Below are 18,205 nucleotides of genomic sequence, written 5' to 3'. Positions count from 1 at the left end.
GTTAAGTGGGTTGTTTATTGTTAGAAAACCAATCCAAAGGAAAATGGACTAAGGCTTGGGCTAAGGGGCTTCTGGAAAAATGGGTTGAAATCATAAGTGCTGTAGAAAGTAACACTTCTAAAACCAATTTCGCCTCTAAGCCCATACCTGAAATTGCTGAGATAGCCACCCGCTGATGTTTTGTCTTTTTTTCTGCCTGACCCTCCGATCTCTCTGTAAACAAATTTGCTTCTGCCTCCCAACCTATATCCTGCATAGGGTCCGATAGCGACTCTCAATCCATTTTTACCACTGTCATTCAGTTTTCCAAAGTCTAACTTGTACATGGTCAATACATTTAAATAGGATGCTGATACCTTGCTTTTAAAGCCATTTACGTCAGTTCTGTCTACAAAAGAAACTCCGTTTTCAGTGCCTAGAATTTGGTAGTTGGCATTGTCCAATTTGAAATTATACCAACTCAGCCCAAGGCCGAAATCCCAGTACCTTCCCTTGGATAATTTTTGGCTGGCCATCCAGTTCCAACCTATATTCCAGCTTCCCCAACCTTTGGTACTATAGGGTTTTATTCCCCCCGGTATATTTCCGTTTTCAAAAAATGTGTTGATACCCAAGTCCATATTGATATAAGTCCTAAATTCAGGGTCTTTCTCTTTCTTTGGTTCGGTGATAAGCCGAACTTTGGTTTTAGAACCTTTCTCGTCCACAATTACCTTATATCTTCCTACAGTAACTTCCGTTTCCTCTTTGTCCTCATAGATAGTAACAATTTCTTTGTTTCCCTCCTTGTGTTTGATTTCAACTACTGTGAGTTCACCGTCTTTGCTTGTTTCCGGGAGGTCAAGTTCTTTGATGATTTGGTTGATGTCCATATTCTTCAACCTTTCAAAATCATCCGGATTGTCGATCACAAAAACCATTTTTCCTGAATGGCCAAACTCCACAATGATGCTATCATTTACGGGCCTATCATCCGGAATTTCAGGGTTGCCAAATACCATTTGTGCCAGTGCCATCAGAAGAATGACAATAATGTACCTTTTCATGTCTGTAAATATCTAGTTAGTTTTTCTTTTTTTCTCGTTTTGTAGTCAGTGAGGCAAAGAGGTTGTTTTTAGCATCCCGAAGGTCACCAAACCCTTCGTCCACTTTGGTGAAAAAACCACCGATTTTATTTTCAAGCTCAGCCACCAATTGTTCCTTTTCAGGTTGTATGGCATATCCATTGGAAATTATTTTTACTTTATACCCCTTGTATGACTTGTCCGGTGTTTCTTTTCTATCAATAGTGGGATTGAGAGCCATCTGTTCGCTAATTGTTGCCGTTAATTCGTCTTTGTTAAGGGGCTCCATTTGGGCCAAAACTGGAGGCAATTGCTCTCGCACTCTTTTGATACTTGGCCTAGTTTTTTCAGTTAAGGGCTTTTCCAATTTTTCTTTAGATTTCAGTTCTCCACTTTCTGGAATTGGTTCCTTAGCTACTTTTTTTGATTGGCTTTTAATTTTTTCTTTTCCGGCAATATCTGTAGAAGCGGAAATGCTGAAAGGATTTTTTTCTGATATTTTAGTGTCTTGAATAGCCAAAGAAGGATCCTGAACTTCCACAACAAAAGAGTGATGGAATAGCCAAAATGAAACCAAAACTACTGCTACAGCCGCTGCCCATCTCCAAGGAGTAAATAAGAATCCTTTGTCTTTATTGTCCAAAGAAGCGGATAATTTATCCCAAACCTCCGGAGCCGGACTTGTGGTATGATTGCTCAAGGCATTTTTGAACAATTTGTCCAAATCATCTATGTTACCTGCCATTGCTTTTTTGTTTAATTGAATGAGGGGCGATTTGCTTTTGCAAAAGTGACCTGGCCCTGCTCAGTTGAGACTTTGAGGTGCTTTCTGAAATCCCTAATAAATTGCTTATTTCACGGTGGCTATATCCTTCTATGGCATATAAGTTAAAAACTGTTCTATATCCCACTGGCAAGGAGGCTACTAGTTTTAACAATTCATCTGCTTCTATTTTCCCAAAAACCAAATTTGAAGAAGTGATATGGTCTTTATCATCCCAATCTACTTCCATTAATAATTTCTTATTCTTTCTGAGCGTTTGCAAAGCTTGGGTAACCATGATTTTTTTCATCCAGCCTTCAAAACTCCCCTCTTGTCTGTAAGTGTCTAACTTTTCAAATATTTTCATGAACCCCTCTACCAATACATCCTGTGCCAAGTCTTGGTCTTTGATATACCGCAAACAAATGCTTAGAAATTTACCTGAATAAAGCTCATACAAACCTCTTTGGCTTTTTCTGTCTCCTTCAAGGCAACCTTTGATCAGGCCGAGCACTATTCCTGTATGGTTTTCTTTGATTGGCATTTATTTTTGTCTTCAATAAGGTAGATACCCAAAGTATAAAAATGGTTGCATGCCAAAGTTAAAAAAAATTAATTGTTGTTTTAAAATATTGTAATTCAGTTAATTATAATTAGAAGGTGGCCTTGTAGTTGATGGTTATGGCCACCTTACTCCATTCGCCTTTCTCTACTTTTACAGGATGAATATAACTGTCAAGATCAAAGATGCTCGCGAAATAGCCATTCTCTTCTACCGTGAATAGGGAATATTTACCCGGGGGGAGTTCTACAGAAAATTCTCCCGCCTCATTGGTCTCTATGGAGGCAACAAGGGGTGTCTCGATATTTCCAAAAAGATAATCGCCTAAGCTTGCTTGATTGATATGGGTCAATTGATGGATATGTATGGTTCGCTTAACCGGCTTTTGGGAAGCAGGAGAAAGACTTGAATCTTCTCCTTGGGAAGCTTGTGGCATTTGGTTTCCTTCAATCCAATAAACATTCCCATGAATACCCTGATTTTTCATTTTCTGAGGTTTACAAGAGGCTAAAAGCACTAATCCGAGAAAACACAAATAGGTCAATTTAGAGAAGTTATTCATTGATGCTTGATTAAGTTTAGTTTTCCATTTGATCCAATGAAATACACCCTCTAAATTCCGGAAAATAATAGGAAAGATTCCATATAAAGCGGGCTGATCGTATTCCAGTTTAATTTGTCTTTCAAAATTCCGGCCAATTCTTCTCTGGCCTCAGGTTCTCCATGTATTAAAAAGGTGAATTTTGGTTTTGAAATAAAATTGTCACACCAATCTACCAGCTCGGTCTGGTCGGCATGGGCAGACAAGCCATCTATATAGTAAGGCCTAGCTTTTACAGGTACATCTATCCCATAAATTCTACACGTTTCTTCACCTTCTAGGATCCTTCGCCCCCTGGTCCCTTCTGCCTGATAGCCGACAAAGAGTATGCTGTCTTCTTTATTGGGTAATCTATTGTAAAGGTGGTGTAATATTCGTCCTCCTGTAGCCATTCCACTTGCCGAAATAATAATGGCATTGTTTTTTATATTATTTAGGCTGATGGAAGATTCCTGATCTCTGTAATAATGTAGGTTTTTATGTAAAAAAGGATTGGCGTTTGAATTTTCAAGCGAAGGGCCTAAATGGTGGTATTCAGGGAAGTCTTTGTACAAGCTTGTCACATCAATGGCCATGGGGCTGTCTACATAGATAGGGATTTGAGGGATAAACCCCTTTTGTTGAAGTCGGTGCAAGTAAAACAATATCATTTGTGTCCTGCCAACAGCAAAGGAAGGAATTAATGAAACCCCTCCATTGTAATAGGTGTCCCGAATTACCTTTCCTAACTTTCTATCTATCCCGGTTGATTCGTTTACCCGGTTTCCATAGGTGGTTTCTAAAAACAATACATCTGCAAAAGGTATTTCTGCCGGAGGGTTTAATATGGGATCTTTAGTCCTACCTAGATCTCCGGAAAACACAATGCTTTTTTCCTGTTTGTCCCCTTTGACCTGTAATTTTAGTATTGATGCACCGAGAATGTGACCCGCATTGTATGCAGTGATGCTTAACTGATCATTAATTTTGACCGCTTGATCAAAGGAAATGGGTTTGAGTTTTGGGAAAACTTTTTCTGCATCTTCCCGGGTAAACAAAGGTTGTGGGTTTGAATGTTTGGAGTAGCCCTTCTTTCGGGCAAACTTGGCTTCTTCTTCTTGTAGTTTGCCTGCATCCAGTAATAAGATTTTTACCAATTCTAAAGAAGCTTCAGTCAGATAAATGGGCCCCTGATATCCTTCTTTTACTAATTTAGGCAAGTATCCCGAATGGTCGATATGTGCATGCGTAAGTAAAACAATGTCAATTGTTTCAGGTTGAACAGGGAAGGTGTCCCAGTTTCTTAGACGGTTTTCCTTCAGGCCTTGGAATAAGCCGCAATCAACGAGAACCCTAAAAGATCCGATCTCTAAAAAAAAGCGAGAACCTGTAACGGTTCCTGCGGCGCCTAAAAATTTAACTTTAACATCCATAGTGCTATAATTTTGGGCAATTGACACTGATTAACCTTTGTGATTCAGGTCTGATTTATGTTTAGTTAAAGTATTGCTTTAAAACCTATTAACCTAAAAATCAAACAGGAATTTTTTCTTTTTCAATAGCATCTAATAGAAGGTCAATTAGGAAAATCGAAATAATTGATCTGAGTCATAATGAAGATGTGGTGGCTTTATAATGGAGTGATCTCTGGTCAACTCGGTGAAAAGGCATGTTTACAAGTGCTGAGGTTGATAAAAAATCCCCCCGCTTATTTAATTAAATAGGCGGGGGGATTAATATGTACAGAGTGATAAGTAGTTGTTAGCCTAGCCTGCTATTTTTTCATTATAAAACTCTCATTGTATAAAGATCTGGAAAGGCTATCGGTAGAAGATTGTTTGTGGTCATTGACACAATTCAAGCAAAGCAAGCCATTTTCATTATATACCCAATAGTTTTGACTATTGATATCTCTGTTTTTATATCCGTCTTTTCCTAAGGTGTTTCTTAAAATTGAGAGTAAATTACGATCAATTACAAAGGCCTTGTTATAGGGGATAAATAATGTCTGCTCCAAGTGTTGCATCCTAAACTTTGCTGTGTCGGGAAAGGTCAGGGATTTATCGAAAATCAACAGGCTGTCAGTAAGTTGTAATTCGTAGGCTACTTCCGAAGCATTTTCTATGGCGTCACTTCTATTGGAGCCCTTGGAAATAAACTTTTGCTTCACTATCAAGTCATCCTTTTCATGCCCTTTTAGTTGTAGTTTAACAAAGCCTAGTTCGCCTTCATCTATTCCACTACTTTCGGCGCTTAATAATAGTGTGTTTTCAGGAACTTCAAGATTTTGGTCAACCGTAAAACTGCCTTCACTTTTAAATTGACCAATTATTTTTGGTGCTTGGAAGGCGCCTAAAAGAATGCACATGATCCAAATGCCGAAGATAACAAGACCAAACCTTCCATCGATGAGGTTCCTTTTGATTAATACACTAATGCCTAAAAGAACCAATACTATACTTGGTATAAAGACAATCACAGATAGCGCAATTGCCAACCATACAGGTAAAAGCTCAGCAATGGTATTGATTGGGAAACCGTCCCACATATAAGCCCAATCATTGCTAATGATCAATTCACTGTAAAGTCCTAAAAAGGCAAGTGGGATTATAAGGATTACCATTCCTAAGGTAAAAATCAAGAGACCAAAAAATACCCTTATGACTGCCAATAAGAATGCTCCAAATGGGCCAAGTGCTTTCCCTATAGCATTAATTGCTTTTCCTAGGAACCTAAACGGAGCGAGCACTATTCTTTTTGAAGTAGACTCCTCCTTGCTGCTTTCGGTAGATAGATTTTGCTGGATGGTGGTCTCAATATTACTTAAAGTTATAGCTCCCCCTTTCATCTCAATCCTCTCTGTAATGGATTTGGCCATAGGTGTAATTATCCATAGGATAAAGTACAATACAAATCCTGAACCTCCGGCAAAAGTAAGACCGAAAAAAGCCAGCCGTACCCAAATGACATCTATATCGAAATAAGCAGCCAAGCCACTACCTACCCCTCCCAATACCCTATCATCAGGGTTTCTGTAAAGCTTCTTGATGTTTTTATCTTCCGGTTTATCATAGGAGACCGGAAGAATAATCCATAGTAAGGCATAAGCAATTACCGTCCACCAGCCGATGGCAGTGTTCAAATGAAAGCCTTCAGAAAGGAAAGGTAAGCTTAGTGCATTTAAATTTAAGCCGCCGCTAAACAGCATTAATATGGTGATGAGTCGGGTCCAAAGCGGGTCTATGGAGAAATAGTTTGCAAAGCCGGCACACACTCCTCCCAGTATTTTACCATGGACCAGGCGGGTTAGTTTCTTATATCCTTTCCCTGAATTTTGATCCGGAGGAGTTACGTATTTATAAAAGTCATTGTTTGGATCCTCAGTCTGTTTTTCCTCCTCCAAGTCCTGTTCAATAGCTTTAAAATCCGCTATTGTTCCCATTTTTTGGATTAGGTTAGAAACATTGTCTGCTGTAATAACCTGCTTATTGTTTTTTAGATTACTTAGGAAGATTTCGGCTATCCTATTTTCAATGTCGGTAATAATTTCTTGATTATCCTCGTAATGGGAGAAATGTTGATTGATGGCATCCAGGTAATTTTTTAAGGCGGTATATCCATCCTCCTCAATATGGAAGAGAATGCCACTGATATTTATGCTAATTGTCTTTTTCATGATTTAAATGACTAAGGTCAAGAAAATATATATTAATTACTTGATCGTTCCTATTCGTTTTTTGCTTTCGCTATTATTTGATTGACGGATGTGTCCAGGTTTTCCCATGTCTGCTGTAAGTCATTTAAGAATTCCAGCCCCTGAGGCGTGATAGAATAATATTTTCTTGGTGGACCTGCCTCTGATTCCACCCATTTATAGGAAGCTAATTTGGCATTTTTCAGCCTGTTCAAAAGAGGATATAAGGTACCTTCTACAATTATCATCTCAGCACTTTGCAACTCCTCTATCAGATCGGTCGCGTAGACCTCTCCTCTGGAAATGATATGTAATATGCAGAATTCCAAAATCCCTTTCCGCATTTGGGTTTGGGTGTTTGAAGCTTTCATGTTTTATTGTTCAAAGAAATATACTAGTTCACAATTATTTTAATCGATTGATCTCACCTATTGGAAAAATAATACCAACTTTTTACCTGCTAGTAGGTATTGCCTAATTCCATGATATGCAAAGATCGAAGCAATACCCAATTTTGGGCTAAAATGCGTTAATTTTTGTTTTAAAAGCAGATTATGGTAGGGCTAATAAAATATTAAAATTTTGCGTTTTTTTTATTCTAACTAGTATTACCAATAACCAAAGTATTTTTTTGGATGTCACCGTACAGTTTATTGTTCAGATGTGAACAATTCCGAACAAAGCATTCAATAATTTTTTAATTTCAGAATATTTACAATGGTTTTTTCTTTTTACTTTGCGAAAGGATTATTATTTAAACTCATGTTTGGTAGGGTAAATTTTTGTGTGTTGGTGGGGATTTTGCTATCAGGAGCCGTAAGAGCCCAAGGGATAGCCCCTAAATATTCCAACGAATTCATGAACATTGGGATTGGAGCTAGGGCTTTAGGTATGGCCGGAGCCCAAGTGTCAGCAGTCAATGATGTTACCGCCGCCTATTGGAATCCTGCAGGTTTGCTTGGGATCAAGCACGAGCACGAATTCTCTTTGATGCATGCTGAGTATTTTGCGGGAATTGCAAAATTTGATTTCGCAGGTTATTCTACAAATATTCAAGAAGACAATCAAATAGCTGTTTCACTCATTAGGTTTGGGGTAGATGATATCCCAGATACTCGATTTTTATATGATGCCAATGGAGCCTTAAATTATGACAATATCCAGTTTTTTAATGCTGCGGATTATGCATTGCTTTTGTCCTTTGCTAGGGATATTAGTGATTATTTAAAGGTGGGAGTGAATGCAAAAGTAATCCATAGAAATGTAGGTAAATTTGCCAAGGCATGGGGTTTCGGGTTAGATTTTGGAGCTATTTATATGGAAAATGGCTGGCGTGTTGGCTTAATGGCCAGAGACATTACTACCACCTTTAATGCCTGGTCTCATAACGCTGAATTGGTAAGAGATATTTATGCCCAAACCCAAAATCAAATTCCTATCAATAGTATAGAGCTTACCCTCCCAAGAGCTACCCTCAGTTTTTCCAAGAATTTTGAGCTAACAGAGGAGATTGATTTTTTGACGGTATTGGATGTAGATTTAACCTTTGACGGAGAAAGGAACGCATTGTATGGAAGCGACCTGTTTAATTTGTCTCCTAAAATCGGAATGGAGCTGGGGTACAGGCAGACTGCATTTTTTAGGATTGGAGCGGGAAATGTGCAAACATTGAAAGATTTTGATGGTTCCAAATACACTTCTTTTCAACCCGGTTTTGGCTTGGGGTTTAGGGTAAGTGAGGCCGTTCTAGTGGATTATGCCCTTACTGATATAGGTAGTATTTCAGAAACGCCTTATTCTCATGTTTTCAGTGTTAAAGTTTCACTTAACCCATTAAAGTCTGGTTTTAGATTATATGATGGATTATAGAATAAATAGTTTTAAGGCCTTGCGTATGACCTTCCTTTTGGTGGGGATTTTTCAACACTTTTTTGTGAGTGGGCAGTCAAATGATTGGTTGAATTATGATAGAGACTATTATAAAATACCTACAAGCTCGGATGGAATTTATCGATTAAGCTATACCACCCTTTCTGCATCAGGCCTGTCAGTAGATGATTTGGATCCCCGAGAGATCAAAGTTTATCACCGGGGTGAAGAGGTGTCGGTGTACATTAGTGGTCAAGAAGATGGCTCATTTGACCAGAATGATTACCTGGAATTTATAGGGAAAAGAAATGATGGAACATTAGACAAATTATTGTATGAAGATGAATCTTGGATGACCAATCCTCATTACAATACACATAATGATACTACAGCATTCTTTCTTACAATAGACCAGGGTAATTTGGGTAAAAGAATTCCAACTCCTGCTGCAGGAGAAGGCTTAGAACAAGTCGAGATATATGAGTTGGAGTCTATACAGCATTTTGCTGAGCAATATGCTTTGGGAAGAGAATATTTCCCCGGAGTACATTTATCCATATATGACCAAGGCCAAGGCTGGACTTCTTCCACAATTTCTAGGGGAAGAAGTAGAACATTAACTTTTGAAGGCTTGGGGCAGGTAGTGGAAGGCAAAGCTAGTCCGCAGCTGGAGCTTAGCATAGGCGGGAGATCCGAAACCTCCCATAAAATGACAGTTGAGATAGGCCCTACTGTCAATAACTTAAGAGAACTGGGGCAGTATACCTTTGAAGAATTTGAGAACTATGTGCTGGTAGAACAACTTGAATTGTCTGATTTTTCAGCCGGAGGAGAATGTTATATTAGAGTGACTTCCTTGGGGGTTGACAATAACCTAGACAATATTTCCATAAATTATGCGCAATTAAATTACAGCAGTACTGGTGTTTCAGGAGATTTTGAAGAGGAGATATTTACTTTTAGTGAAGGTGGAAAGGCATTGGTAATCAATAATGTAAATGAGGAATATACTGCGTATAACATCGCGGATATTTCTAACCCAGTAAGACTTGAGGTGAAAAAAACAGGTACTGACCTTTACCTTCCTACAGGAGCAACTGCAGGGCAAGTACTGGTTCAAAATCAAAGAAATATACTTGAATTAAATGTATTAGAAAAGGTTAGGTTTAGGGATTTACTCAATCAACAGGCTAATTTTATTATTATCTCTCATAAATTGCTCAGGGAGCCGGCAGACAATTACGGTGACCCGGTAGGGGCATATGCTGCTTACAGGGCCACACCTGTGGGAGGAGGCTATGATACCCTAACAGTGAATGTACAGGATTTGTACAATCAATTTTCTTACGGGGAACAATCACCTTTGGGGATCCGAAGGTTTTTAGCTCTTTATCAGGAGCAATTTGTACCTGAAAATATTCTTTTGGTAGGTAGAGCTTACGGTATTTTCAATACGAAAAGGTCTTCAGGGATTACTTATTTTTATAGAGATAACCCTGCGGTTTTTAGTTTTCAAGAGTTGGTTCCCACCTTTGGGTATCCTTATTCTGATAATCGATTTGTGATTGGTTTAGATCCATCAAAACCATTGGAACGAAATACTAGTGTTGGCCGGATTCCTGCCAGAACCCCCAATGATGTGGCGGCCTATTTGGATAAAATAAAGGAAAAAGAGGCCTTAGGTGTTTCAGAGACTTGGCAGAAAAATTTGATGCACTTAAGTGGAGGAAGATCTGCCTTTGAATTGGAGAGGTTTTATAATTTCCTCAATGGGTTTAAGGTAATCGCTGAGGATGTTTATCTTGGTGGGAATGTGGAGACGGTAAGAAAAAGATCCAATGAAACAACCGAGTTAATTAATATTTCAGATCAGGTAAATGCAGGTTTGAGTTTGGTAACTTTCTTTGGTCATGCCGCACCTTCCACTACCGATATAGATATTGGTTTTGCCAGTGTTAATGAGATGGGATACAGGAACAAAGGAAAATATCCTGTCTTATTATTAAATGGCTGTGATGCAGGAAATGCTTTTGGAGATGCTTATACTTTTGGTGAAGACTGGATCATCACTCCGGAGCGAGGGGCCTCAAATTTTCTGGCACATGCAGATGTGGGGATTGATGTGTATTTAAGGAGATTTAGTGAATCCTTTTATACCACAGCTTTTTCAGACTCCAGCATGATTTATCAAAATCTTGGAAGGGTAAAACTTCAGGCGGAAAAATTGTTTTTTTCCAAATATGGGGATTCTGAAGTAAATCAATCTCATGCCAACCAAATTATCATGTTGGGAGATCCGGCAGTTAGGATTTTCCCTGCCAATAAAGCAGATTATGTGATTTATGCAGATGATATTGAATTAGGAGGAGTAAATGATCAAGTTTTGAATTCACTTTCCGATACTTTAGAATTAACTCTTCCAATTAGGAATTTGGGGATTGTAGATCTAGAAGAGGTGGAGGTAGATGTCAGTCGGCAACTTCCAGATGGAACCCTTATTACCCTGCCCACAAGTACAATTCCTCCTGTATTTAGGTTAGATACTTTGGTGCTCTCTATCCCAAACTCAGGCATCAATTCTTTTGGTGATAACTTGTTTACCATCACTGTAAATAAAGGCAAAGAGATTGACGAAATGACTTATGCCAATAATACAGTGTCGGTTTCATTCTTTGTTCCTTTAAGCGGAACACTGAATTTGTTTCCTTTAGATTTTGGAATTGTTAAAGAAAAAGAAGTAACGTTAATTGCTCAAATCCCGGGATTAACAACAGCGCAAAGAAACCTAACCATTCAGCTGGATACCGCTTCAGATTTCTCAAGCCCAAGAAGGAAAGAAGTACGGATCACTACCAGTAATTTGGCCAGATGGAAAGTGAATTTATTTGAAGATATTCCTCAAGCTGATTCATTGACATTTTATTGGAGGACTAAATTTTCTTCCCCTAGAGAAGGGGAAGATGTAAGTTGGAAAGGGAGTAGCTTTTCTTATATAGAAAATGGACCGGAAGGCTGGACACAAAGAAAATTGCCTCAGTTTTTAGACAATCAATTATCCAATATCAGTATTTCAGCTTCGGATCAACAGTGGCAGTTTCAAGAAACAGCCCTAAATATTGATGTTTTTACTTTTGGTTCAGAAAATGAAGATTATGGTGTGGAGAACACCCAGATTATGCTAAATGGTGTGGCCTATATTTTAGATACCTTTAACCGTTTCTGCCCAAATGGGACACTTGGATTGATGGCTTTTGATCACCAGACTTTAGAACCTTACCTGCCGGTTCCATTGGTAACCATAGATGTATTGGACTCTAGGTCCTGCGGTAGAGTACCTCAGGTTATACAGAGCATCTCCAATGCCAGGATAACAGGTGAAGGCAATACCATGCTATTGGACTTTGTAGATGGAATGAAAGAAGATGATTATGTTATTATTTTCTCAGTTGGGAGGGTGACATTTTCTGATTGGCCTGATGAAGCATATATCAAATTAAAGGAATTAGGAGCAAATGAGGCCACATTAAGAAACTTAGTAACCGGTGATCCTTATATACTTTTTGGAAAAAAAGGCATGCGTCCGGGGGAAGCCATTGAGGTGGTGCCAACCACAGCTGATGAAATTGAAAGAGATTCTCAGGTTATTTCTTTCGAAACAGATATTCAAGGTTATTTTCCTACAGGTAGCATACTGTCCCCAAAGGTGGGGCCTGCATCAGATTGGATTAGCTTTTTCAATGAAGTGAGAGGAAAAGATTTGTTTCAGCCGGAAAATAGTTCCATGGATGTGTTAGGAGTGACTCCTGACGGAGGTGAGGTTTCCTTGTTGCAAGATGTGACCTTGGAAACAATGGACCTTACCGCTTTTGATGCCAATAGCTATCCTTACCTTAGATTGCGTTATTCTTTGGAAGATTTGCCTGATCAAGAGTTACCACAATTGGCCAAGTGGCAGGTTGACTATACCGGTGTGCCTGAGGGTGTGCTGATTTTGAATGATCAAAGAAGCGAAGTGATCTTAGATGAAGGAGAAGAAGATCAATTGACGTTTGAATTCATCAATATTTCAAAACATGATTTCCTTGATTCTATTCAAGTAGACTATTCCTTCCTGAATGTTGACCAACGGAAAGTTACAGAATATTCTATAAAAATACCGGCTGTAAAAGGCGGAGAGTCTACAACTTTCACCATTGAATTTGACTCCAAAGGCAATGGAGGGAATAATTCCTTGAATGTGTTTGTAAATCCAAGGATTTTAACGGAACAAGTTTATAGAAATAATGTGATGGATTTGCCTGAGTTCTTTAAAGTAAATAGCGATGATCTAAACCCGGTTTTGGATGTCAATTTTGATGGTAAATACATAATGAATGGTGACATTGTTTCTCCAACGGTCATTATTTCTGCAAAGGTGAAGGATGAAAATGAGATTGCGCTCAAGCAAGATACCACAGGGATGGAGTTGATGTTAAGGGCACCATGTGAGACTTGTGATTTTGAAAAAATTAGCTTCAGTAATGAGAGGGTAAAGTGGTTTCCGGCTACCGAAAACGCGGATTTCACCATAGAATTTCAGCCCGGACCATTAGATGATGGGATTTATACCTTGAAAATAAATGCAAGTGATGCGGCAGGAAATATGGCCGGAACCGTTCCTTATGAAGTTAGTTTTGAGGTGATCAATGAGAGTCAGATTACTAATTTTTACCCCTATCCCAACCCTTTTAGTAGTAATGTAAGGTTTGTGTTTACCGTTACAGGTGCGGAGATTCCTGATGAAATAAAAATCCAAATCATGACCATAACCGGGAAAGTGGTCAAGGAAATTTTCCAGGATGAATTGGGTCCTGTATCTATTGGGAATAATATTACAGAATATGCCTGGGATGGAAAAGATGAATTTGGCGACCAATTGGCCAATGGTGTTTATATTTACAGGGTTTTGGTAAGAAAAAATGGACAGTTTATGGAACATAGAAATACTTCAGGAGACAAGGCCTTCAAAAAAGGGTATGGAAAAATGTATTTATTGCGTTGATGAAGCCAAATAATAAATTATCAATCCATTTTCCTTGTGTACCCCAATAGTCGGATTGTTACTTAAATCATTGATTTCCATTTTGTTAAAAAGGATGATAATTGCTGCCCCATTTAAAAGTGCTTCTACACTTTTCTTGCGTTCCAAAATGGATTCCTTCTTGCTAAGTTGGTAGTTTTTCCCCTCTATAAACCGGGTTTTTGGAGCAATTTGAAGAACATCATTTTTTAAAAAAGAAAGCATAATTTTTTCAGGAGCATCAGTATAAATCTGTTGGCGATTTCCAATCAGTAGCTTGTCAATGGTTTGCTTTTTTTTGCTGTAATGAAAGTTTTTTGCTGCAAATAAAGATGAAACATCATCTCTTTGCCAAATCAAATAATGGCCCAATAAAGTATGGCCTGTGATAAGAATGGCAATTGTTATCAAGGCCACTACTTTTCTCGTTTGTATCAGAAATAGCCATAGTGCCATTGACAACACTAGCAGGTGCGGGAATAATGTTCTGAAATTAATTTCTTTGTAGCCGATCCACTGTTGAAAGCCAAGAAAAAAAACGCTATATACCAGACTGATCAAGATTAGTTTGTAAATAGGCTCCCTGAAATTATGCCGGAATCTTACAATATAATAGCTTAACCAAATGAAACCCAAGCAGCCTAAGGCAAAGGCTACAGGCATTGGAATGTATTGGGTAATAAAGTCAGAAAAGATTAATCCAAGGCTTACCTGCGCCCAAGTAGCCAAATTTTCATAGAAAAGCTTAAAGGGATTTGTTATAAACATTTCTAAAACTACCTGATTAGACAGATGGATTTGGAGAATATTTTCAGGTAGAACCAGTTGATATACTGCCCATGAACTTAAGAGGGCAGCTATTACAATTAGCCATTGTTTTTCTTTACTAAGGATTAACCAGGCACCTAAAAGTGGAATCAAAAATAAGCTATTAAGCTTGCACCATACCATCACTGCTGAAAGTAGGCTAATTAGAATTATACTCCTTTTGTCATCGGCGTTATTCCGGATAAATAAATATATCCAAAGCAGAAACAAAACATAAAAATGACTGTCTGCATGTGCGCTTCCTAAAATGCGGAAGGACCACCATGAAAGTAGGCTGCAACCCAATGCGTAAAAAATACTTTTGTTTTTAATTTGGGTTTGTTGGTAGAATTTAAAATTAAACAACATAGCGAGAAAAAACATCGCTATTGCCGAAATACTTGCCCTATCAAAAATAGAAAGAAAAGAAAATGGGGGTAAAGAAAGCACAAAGGAATAAAAGGGAGACAAGACACCAAGTTCTTCATAATTGCCTTCAATCATTTTTAAATACCCAATGGTATCAGGTGTGATATATGGGCCGTACTTCCAAAAATCCAACAAGGTGCCAATCAGAATGGCATAAAAAAGTATCTTCAAAGCAGTAACAGTTTTCCTTTCGTTAGGGAGCGAACTTTGACCAGATACCTTTCTATAAAAATTCCACATAAACGTTAGTAGTTTTGAAAGAATGCATAAGCTTTGGGAGGGAAATCAGCGTTTCAGATTTATTAGGATTGGTTTTTATAAAAAATGTAGATTCTTAGAAAGGGTAAAGTTATAAATAATATTAAGCGATTTGAAAATAAGGTGCGTTAGTTGGTTCTTCTGGGAGACTGTTCTTCCTCGTTAGGGAACACTAGCTGAAGGTAATGCAATTTAATTGTCCTATTAAGTCTTAAACCTTGAAACCTATTGATCCCTTCTTGCGCTTCCTTTTGCCATTAATTTTTGTAGTTTTATGGGGCTAATACGGGGATTAACCAAATTCAGAATTGTATTAAATTGGCCAATAATTAAGAAGTAAATAAATGGAGATGAATAGAAGAAATGTACTCAAAACGATGGGGCTAAGCTCATTGGCTGCAATTCAGCCAATGAAATCATTTGCTGCACCAAAAAAGAAAGGCAAGTTTACTTATTGTTTAAATACAAGTACCATAAGAGGTCAAAACCCGGGTTTAGCCAAGTACATAGAAATCGCTGCTGAAGCAGGCTATGATGGGATCGAAATCTGGATCCAGGATTTACAAAAATACCTTGCTGAGGGAAATAGTACTTCTGTTTTGGCTTCCCAAATTAAGGATAGTGGATTAAAAGTTGAGAATGCCATAGGTTTCGCTCCTTGGATGGCTAATGATGAAGAAAAAAGCAAGCAAGGATTTAAGCAGATGGAAGAGGAAATGAATTTACTTGCGGCCATAGGCTGTCATAGGGTAGCCGCTCCGGGAATTGGTGCTGAAGCCCCGGTAGATCTTTTCTCAGCAGGTCAAAAGTTCAAAGAATTAATAAACTTAGGAAGGAAAACCGGGGTCATGCCTCAATTGGAATTTTGGGGCGCTTTCAAACCTTTTCACCATTTAGGGCAAATCCTAATGGTGGCGGCAATAGCCAATGATCCGGATGCACGTTTGTTGCCTGATATTTATCATTTGTTCAGGGGTGGTTCGGGTTTTGATGGATTAAAACTGGTTTCAGGAGATGCCGTAGAGATCTTTCACATGAATGATTTTCCTGCAAATATACCTAGGGAAGAACAAGCCGATAAGGATAGGGTTTATCCTGGCGATGGTGTGGGCCCCTTGGTTCAGGTGGTCAAAGACCTTCAAAATATGGGAGGTGATAAAGTATTGTCACTTGAATTGTTTAATCCTGACTATTGGAAACAGGATCCCTTGCTAGTAGCCAAAACAGGACTCTCTAAAATGAAAGCCATAGTGAAAGAGGCTTCTTAAACCCGAAATATGCAATAGACCTGTTATGATGTGCTGAAATCATTTCTTAGTCAGCTATTTCGTTGCTGTTTTTAATTTCATCATAGTGATGCCATACTAAAATCTTCAAACAATTTAATTTTCTTGCCATTTCCCAACCCTTCCCGTGGAAAGGGGCAGGCTTCACAAATTCTTTAGCATAATCCTGCGTAAAAAATGATTTATAGATAAAAATAAAAAAATGCAGCTTAAATTTTAAGCTGCATTTTTATTAGTGTTTGATGAAAGATATTGCCTTATGAAGCTTTACCTTCTTTAAATATTAACGGTTTAATTTCCTCTTGTAGACCTACTGGACCTTGTAGCTGAAGATGAACTTCTAGAGCTTCTGGAAGAACTACCTACTGTACCCCTGTTTTGGGTTCGGTTACTACTGCTGGAGGACCTGATCCTTGAATTTGTAGATCGCTGCGGTGCTTTTTTTACGCGACTGTTATTTCTTGAAGGAGGAGTAACAGTTCGAGAGTTTGAGCGGTTTCTAGGTGCGCTCCTTACTTCTCTTCTCTGGGCAGGAGTACTCTGTCTTTTAACGTTTGGTTGGCTGCTAACACCACTAGATCTACGATTAGTGGATGAAGGTGAAGTACTTCTTTGGATCACCTTATTTCTATTGGTAGCAGCGTTGCCATTACTTCTTCTTGAATTGGGAGTTACCATAGACCTATTAGATCTCGTACTGTTTGAAGGAGAAACAGCTCTTTGATTCGAATTGCTTCTACCAGGTGTAACGGTACTTCTTGCTGACCTTGAAGCCGGACTATTGCTCTTTCTTAAGGTTTCAGACCGTACATTATTGTTTCTTGAGTTAGTTGCGGAAGATGATCTTCTAATTGAAGGGTTTCCTGCAGTTGATCTCGCATTACTATATTCCCTAGCACTCACATACTTTTTCGGTCTGACGGTATTAGAGCTTCTAGATGAAGACCTTGGAGAAACTTGAGGCCTGTATAGATTGATACTATTGTTTCCAATCGAAGCCCTACCCGGCCTTCTCCCTTGTTTTACTGTAAATACAGGAACGTTTTTTCGGGTAGTTCTTTTTAACTCTGCCCTGCTTGGACCTGCATTGAACCTTACATTATTGTGAACATAGGTATTGTTAATAATAGTTGTTTGATTGTAGATTACATTTACATTGCGTCCACGCATAAAATACCTGTGGATTTTTCTACTTAATAATCTTCTCCTTGGTACGAATACCCAGTGAGAATATCCATAGTGTCTGGCGGTACGGTAAAAGTGTCTTTGTGGTCCTAAAGGAACCCACCCGTAATAACCTCTACCTGATCTCCAGCTAACCCATGCAGGACCCCATTCGTATCCGGGGATCCAGGCCCAACCATAAAAATCACTAAAAAACCATCTACCATAGTGGAAAGGTGCCCATCCCCAATTGTATTGAGATACCCATGTATTTCCATAATTGGACATTACCCAGTGACCATTGGTACTGTAGGGTTGAAATGATTGGTCTACGTAAGGTACCCAAATAAACCCATAATTAGGATCCTCTATCCAATCTCCGTATGGACTTAATTCATCATAAAATACCTGAAATGAAATTGATATAGGGGCTGCCTTTGTATTTTGTTTACTACCAACAAAGAATAATAGTAAAACTAAGCCAATTACTTTTAAGGATGCTACATACCTTGACCAGTTGTTTATTGAATTTTTCATGGCACATAATTATTGGTGATAATATTGATATTACAATAAGTGTTCCAAGTTTTCTTCAATTTTACGCGGGTGTCTTAAAAGATGTTAATAGAGGTAAATCGGTTTGTGATTAGCTATAAATTGAAAGTTAAAC

General features: G+C 38.4%; 12 protein-coding genes. 3 read left to right on the top strand and 9 right to left on the bottom strand.

All coding sequences use genetic code 11. The annotated features are described in order from the left end of the window. Positions 1–20: 20 nt before the first annotated feature. The 7 genes from ACYVHJ_RS06100 to ACYVHJ_RS06070 all read right to left on the bottom strand — a co-directional run bounded on the left by ACYVHJ_RS06100 (position 21) and on the right by ACYVHJ_RS06070 (position 7,034). The gene (locus tag ACYVHJ_RS06100; RefSeq protein ID WP_339905654.1) at positions 21–1,046 is read right to left on the bottom strand and encodes a hypothetical protein; all 1,026 of its coding nucleotides are present in this window, start codon (positions 1,044–1,046) and stop codon (positions 21–23) included. 16 nt (positions 1,047–1,062) lie between these two features. Further along, positions 1,063–1,809, bottom strand: a complete 747-nt coding sequence (locus tag ACYVHJ_RS06095) for a hypothetical protein (RefSeq protein ID WP_460513220.1) — start codon at positions 1,807–1,809, stop codon at positions 1,063–1,065. Next, a complete protein-coding gene (locus ACYVHJ_RS06090) occupies positions 1,799–2,371 on the bottom strand; it encodes an RNA polymerase sigma factor (RefSeq protein WP_460513218.1) in 573 nt (190 codons plus the stop codon). Before ACYVHJ_RS06090 ends, ACYVHJ_RS06095 begins: the two co-directional genes overlap by 11 nt. A gap of 109 nt (positions 2,372–2,480) precedes the next feature. Beyond that, complete coding sequence (locus ACYVHJ_RS06085) at positions 2,481–2,876, bottom strand: carboxypeptidase regulatory-like domain-containing protein (protein ID WP_460513215.1); 396 nt, start codon at positions 2,874–2,876, stop codon at positions 2,481–2,483. A 125-nt stretch (positions 2,877–3,001) separates the two neighbouring features. After that, positions 3,002–4,402, bottom strand: coding sequence for an MBL fold metallo-hydrolase RNA specificity domain-containing protein (locus ACYVHJ_RS06080; RefSeq protein WP_460513213.1), 1,401 nt, complete (start codon positions 4,400–4,402; stop codon positions 3,002–3,004). A 341-nt stretch (positions 4,403–4,743) separates the two neighbouring features. Then, positions 4,744–6,645 (bottom strand): PspC domain-containing protein, encoded by a 1,902-nt coding sequence (locus ACYVHJ_RS06075; protein ID WP_460513211.1) that lies wholly within the window; start codon positions 6,643–6,645, stop codon positions 4,744–4,746. Positions 6,646–6,695: 50 nt separating this feature from the next. After that, positions 6,696–7,034: a PadR family transcriptional regulator gene (locus tag ACYVHJ_RS06070; RefSeq protein WP_303614695.1), complete on the bottom strand. Its 339-nt coding sequence runs from the start codon at positions 7,032–7,034 to the stop codon at positions 6,696–6,698. Between the two features lie 391 nt (positions 7,035–7,425). On the opposite strand from ACYVHJ_RS06070, the gene ACYVHJ_RS06065 reads away from it, so the two are divergent. Together ACYVHJ_RS06065 and porU2 are read left to right on the top strand one after the other, a co-directional pair. Beyond that, entirely contained in the window at positions 7,426–8,532 is a 1,107-nt protein-coding gene (locus tag ACYVHJ_RS06065; protein ID WP_460513208.1) for a PorV/PorQ family protein, read from the top strand. Further along, complete coding sequence (gene porU2 / locus ACYVHJ_RS06060; protein WP_460513206.1) at positions 8,519–13,573, top strand: putative type IX secretion system sortase PorU2; 5,055 nt, start codon at positions 8,519–8,521, stop codon at positions 13,571–13,573. The genes ACYVHJ_RS06065 and porU2 overlap by 14 nt, the downstream gene beginning before the upstream one ends. Here the strand turns inward: porU2 and ACYVHJ_RS06055 are convergent. Beyond that, complete coding sequence (locus ACYVHJ_RS06055) at positions 13,562–14,998, bottom strand: hypothetical protein (RefSeq protein ID WP_460513204.1); 1,437 nt, start codon at positions 14,996–14,998, stop codon at positions 13,562–13,564. The genes porU2 and ACYVHJ_RS06055 overlap by 12 nt on opposite strands. 437 nt (positions 14,999–15,435) lie before the next feature. Between ACYVHJ_RS06055 and ACYVHJ_RS06050 the strand changes: the two genes are divergently transcribed. Continuing rightward, a complete protein-coding gene (locus ACYVHJ_RS06050) occupies positions 15,436–16,353 on the top strand; it encodes a sugar phosphate isomerase/epimerase family protein (protein ID WP_460513202.1) in 918 nt (305 codons plus the stop codon). A 309-nt stretch (positions 16,354–16,662) separates the two neighbouring features. Here the strand turns inward: ACYVHJ_RS06050 and ACYVHJ_RS06045 are convergent, their stop codons facing one another. Further along, positions 16,663–18,072 (bottom strand): DUF6600 domain-containing protein, encoded by a 1,410-nt coding sequence (locus ACYVHJ_RS06045; RefSeq protein WP_460513200.1) that lies wholly within the window; start codon positions 18,070–18,072, stop codon positions 16,663–16,665. Between the last annotated feature and the right edge of the window lie 133 nt (positions 18,073–18,205).

The organism is Cyclobacterium sediminis (genome assembly GCF_054781075.1).
This window is presented reverse-complemented; position numbering and strand designations above follow the sequence as displayed.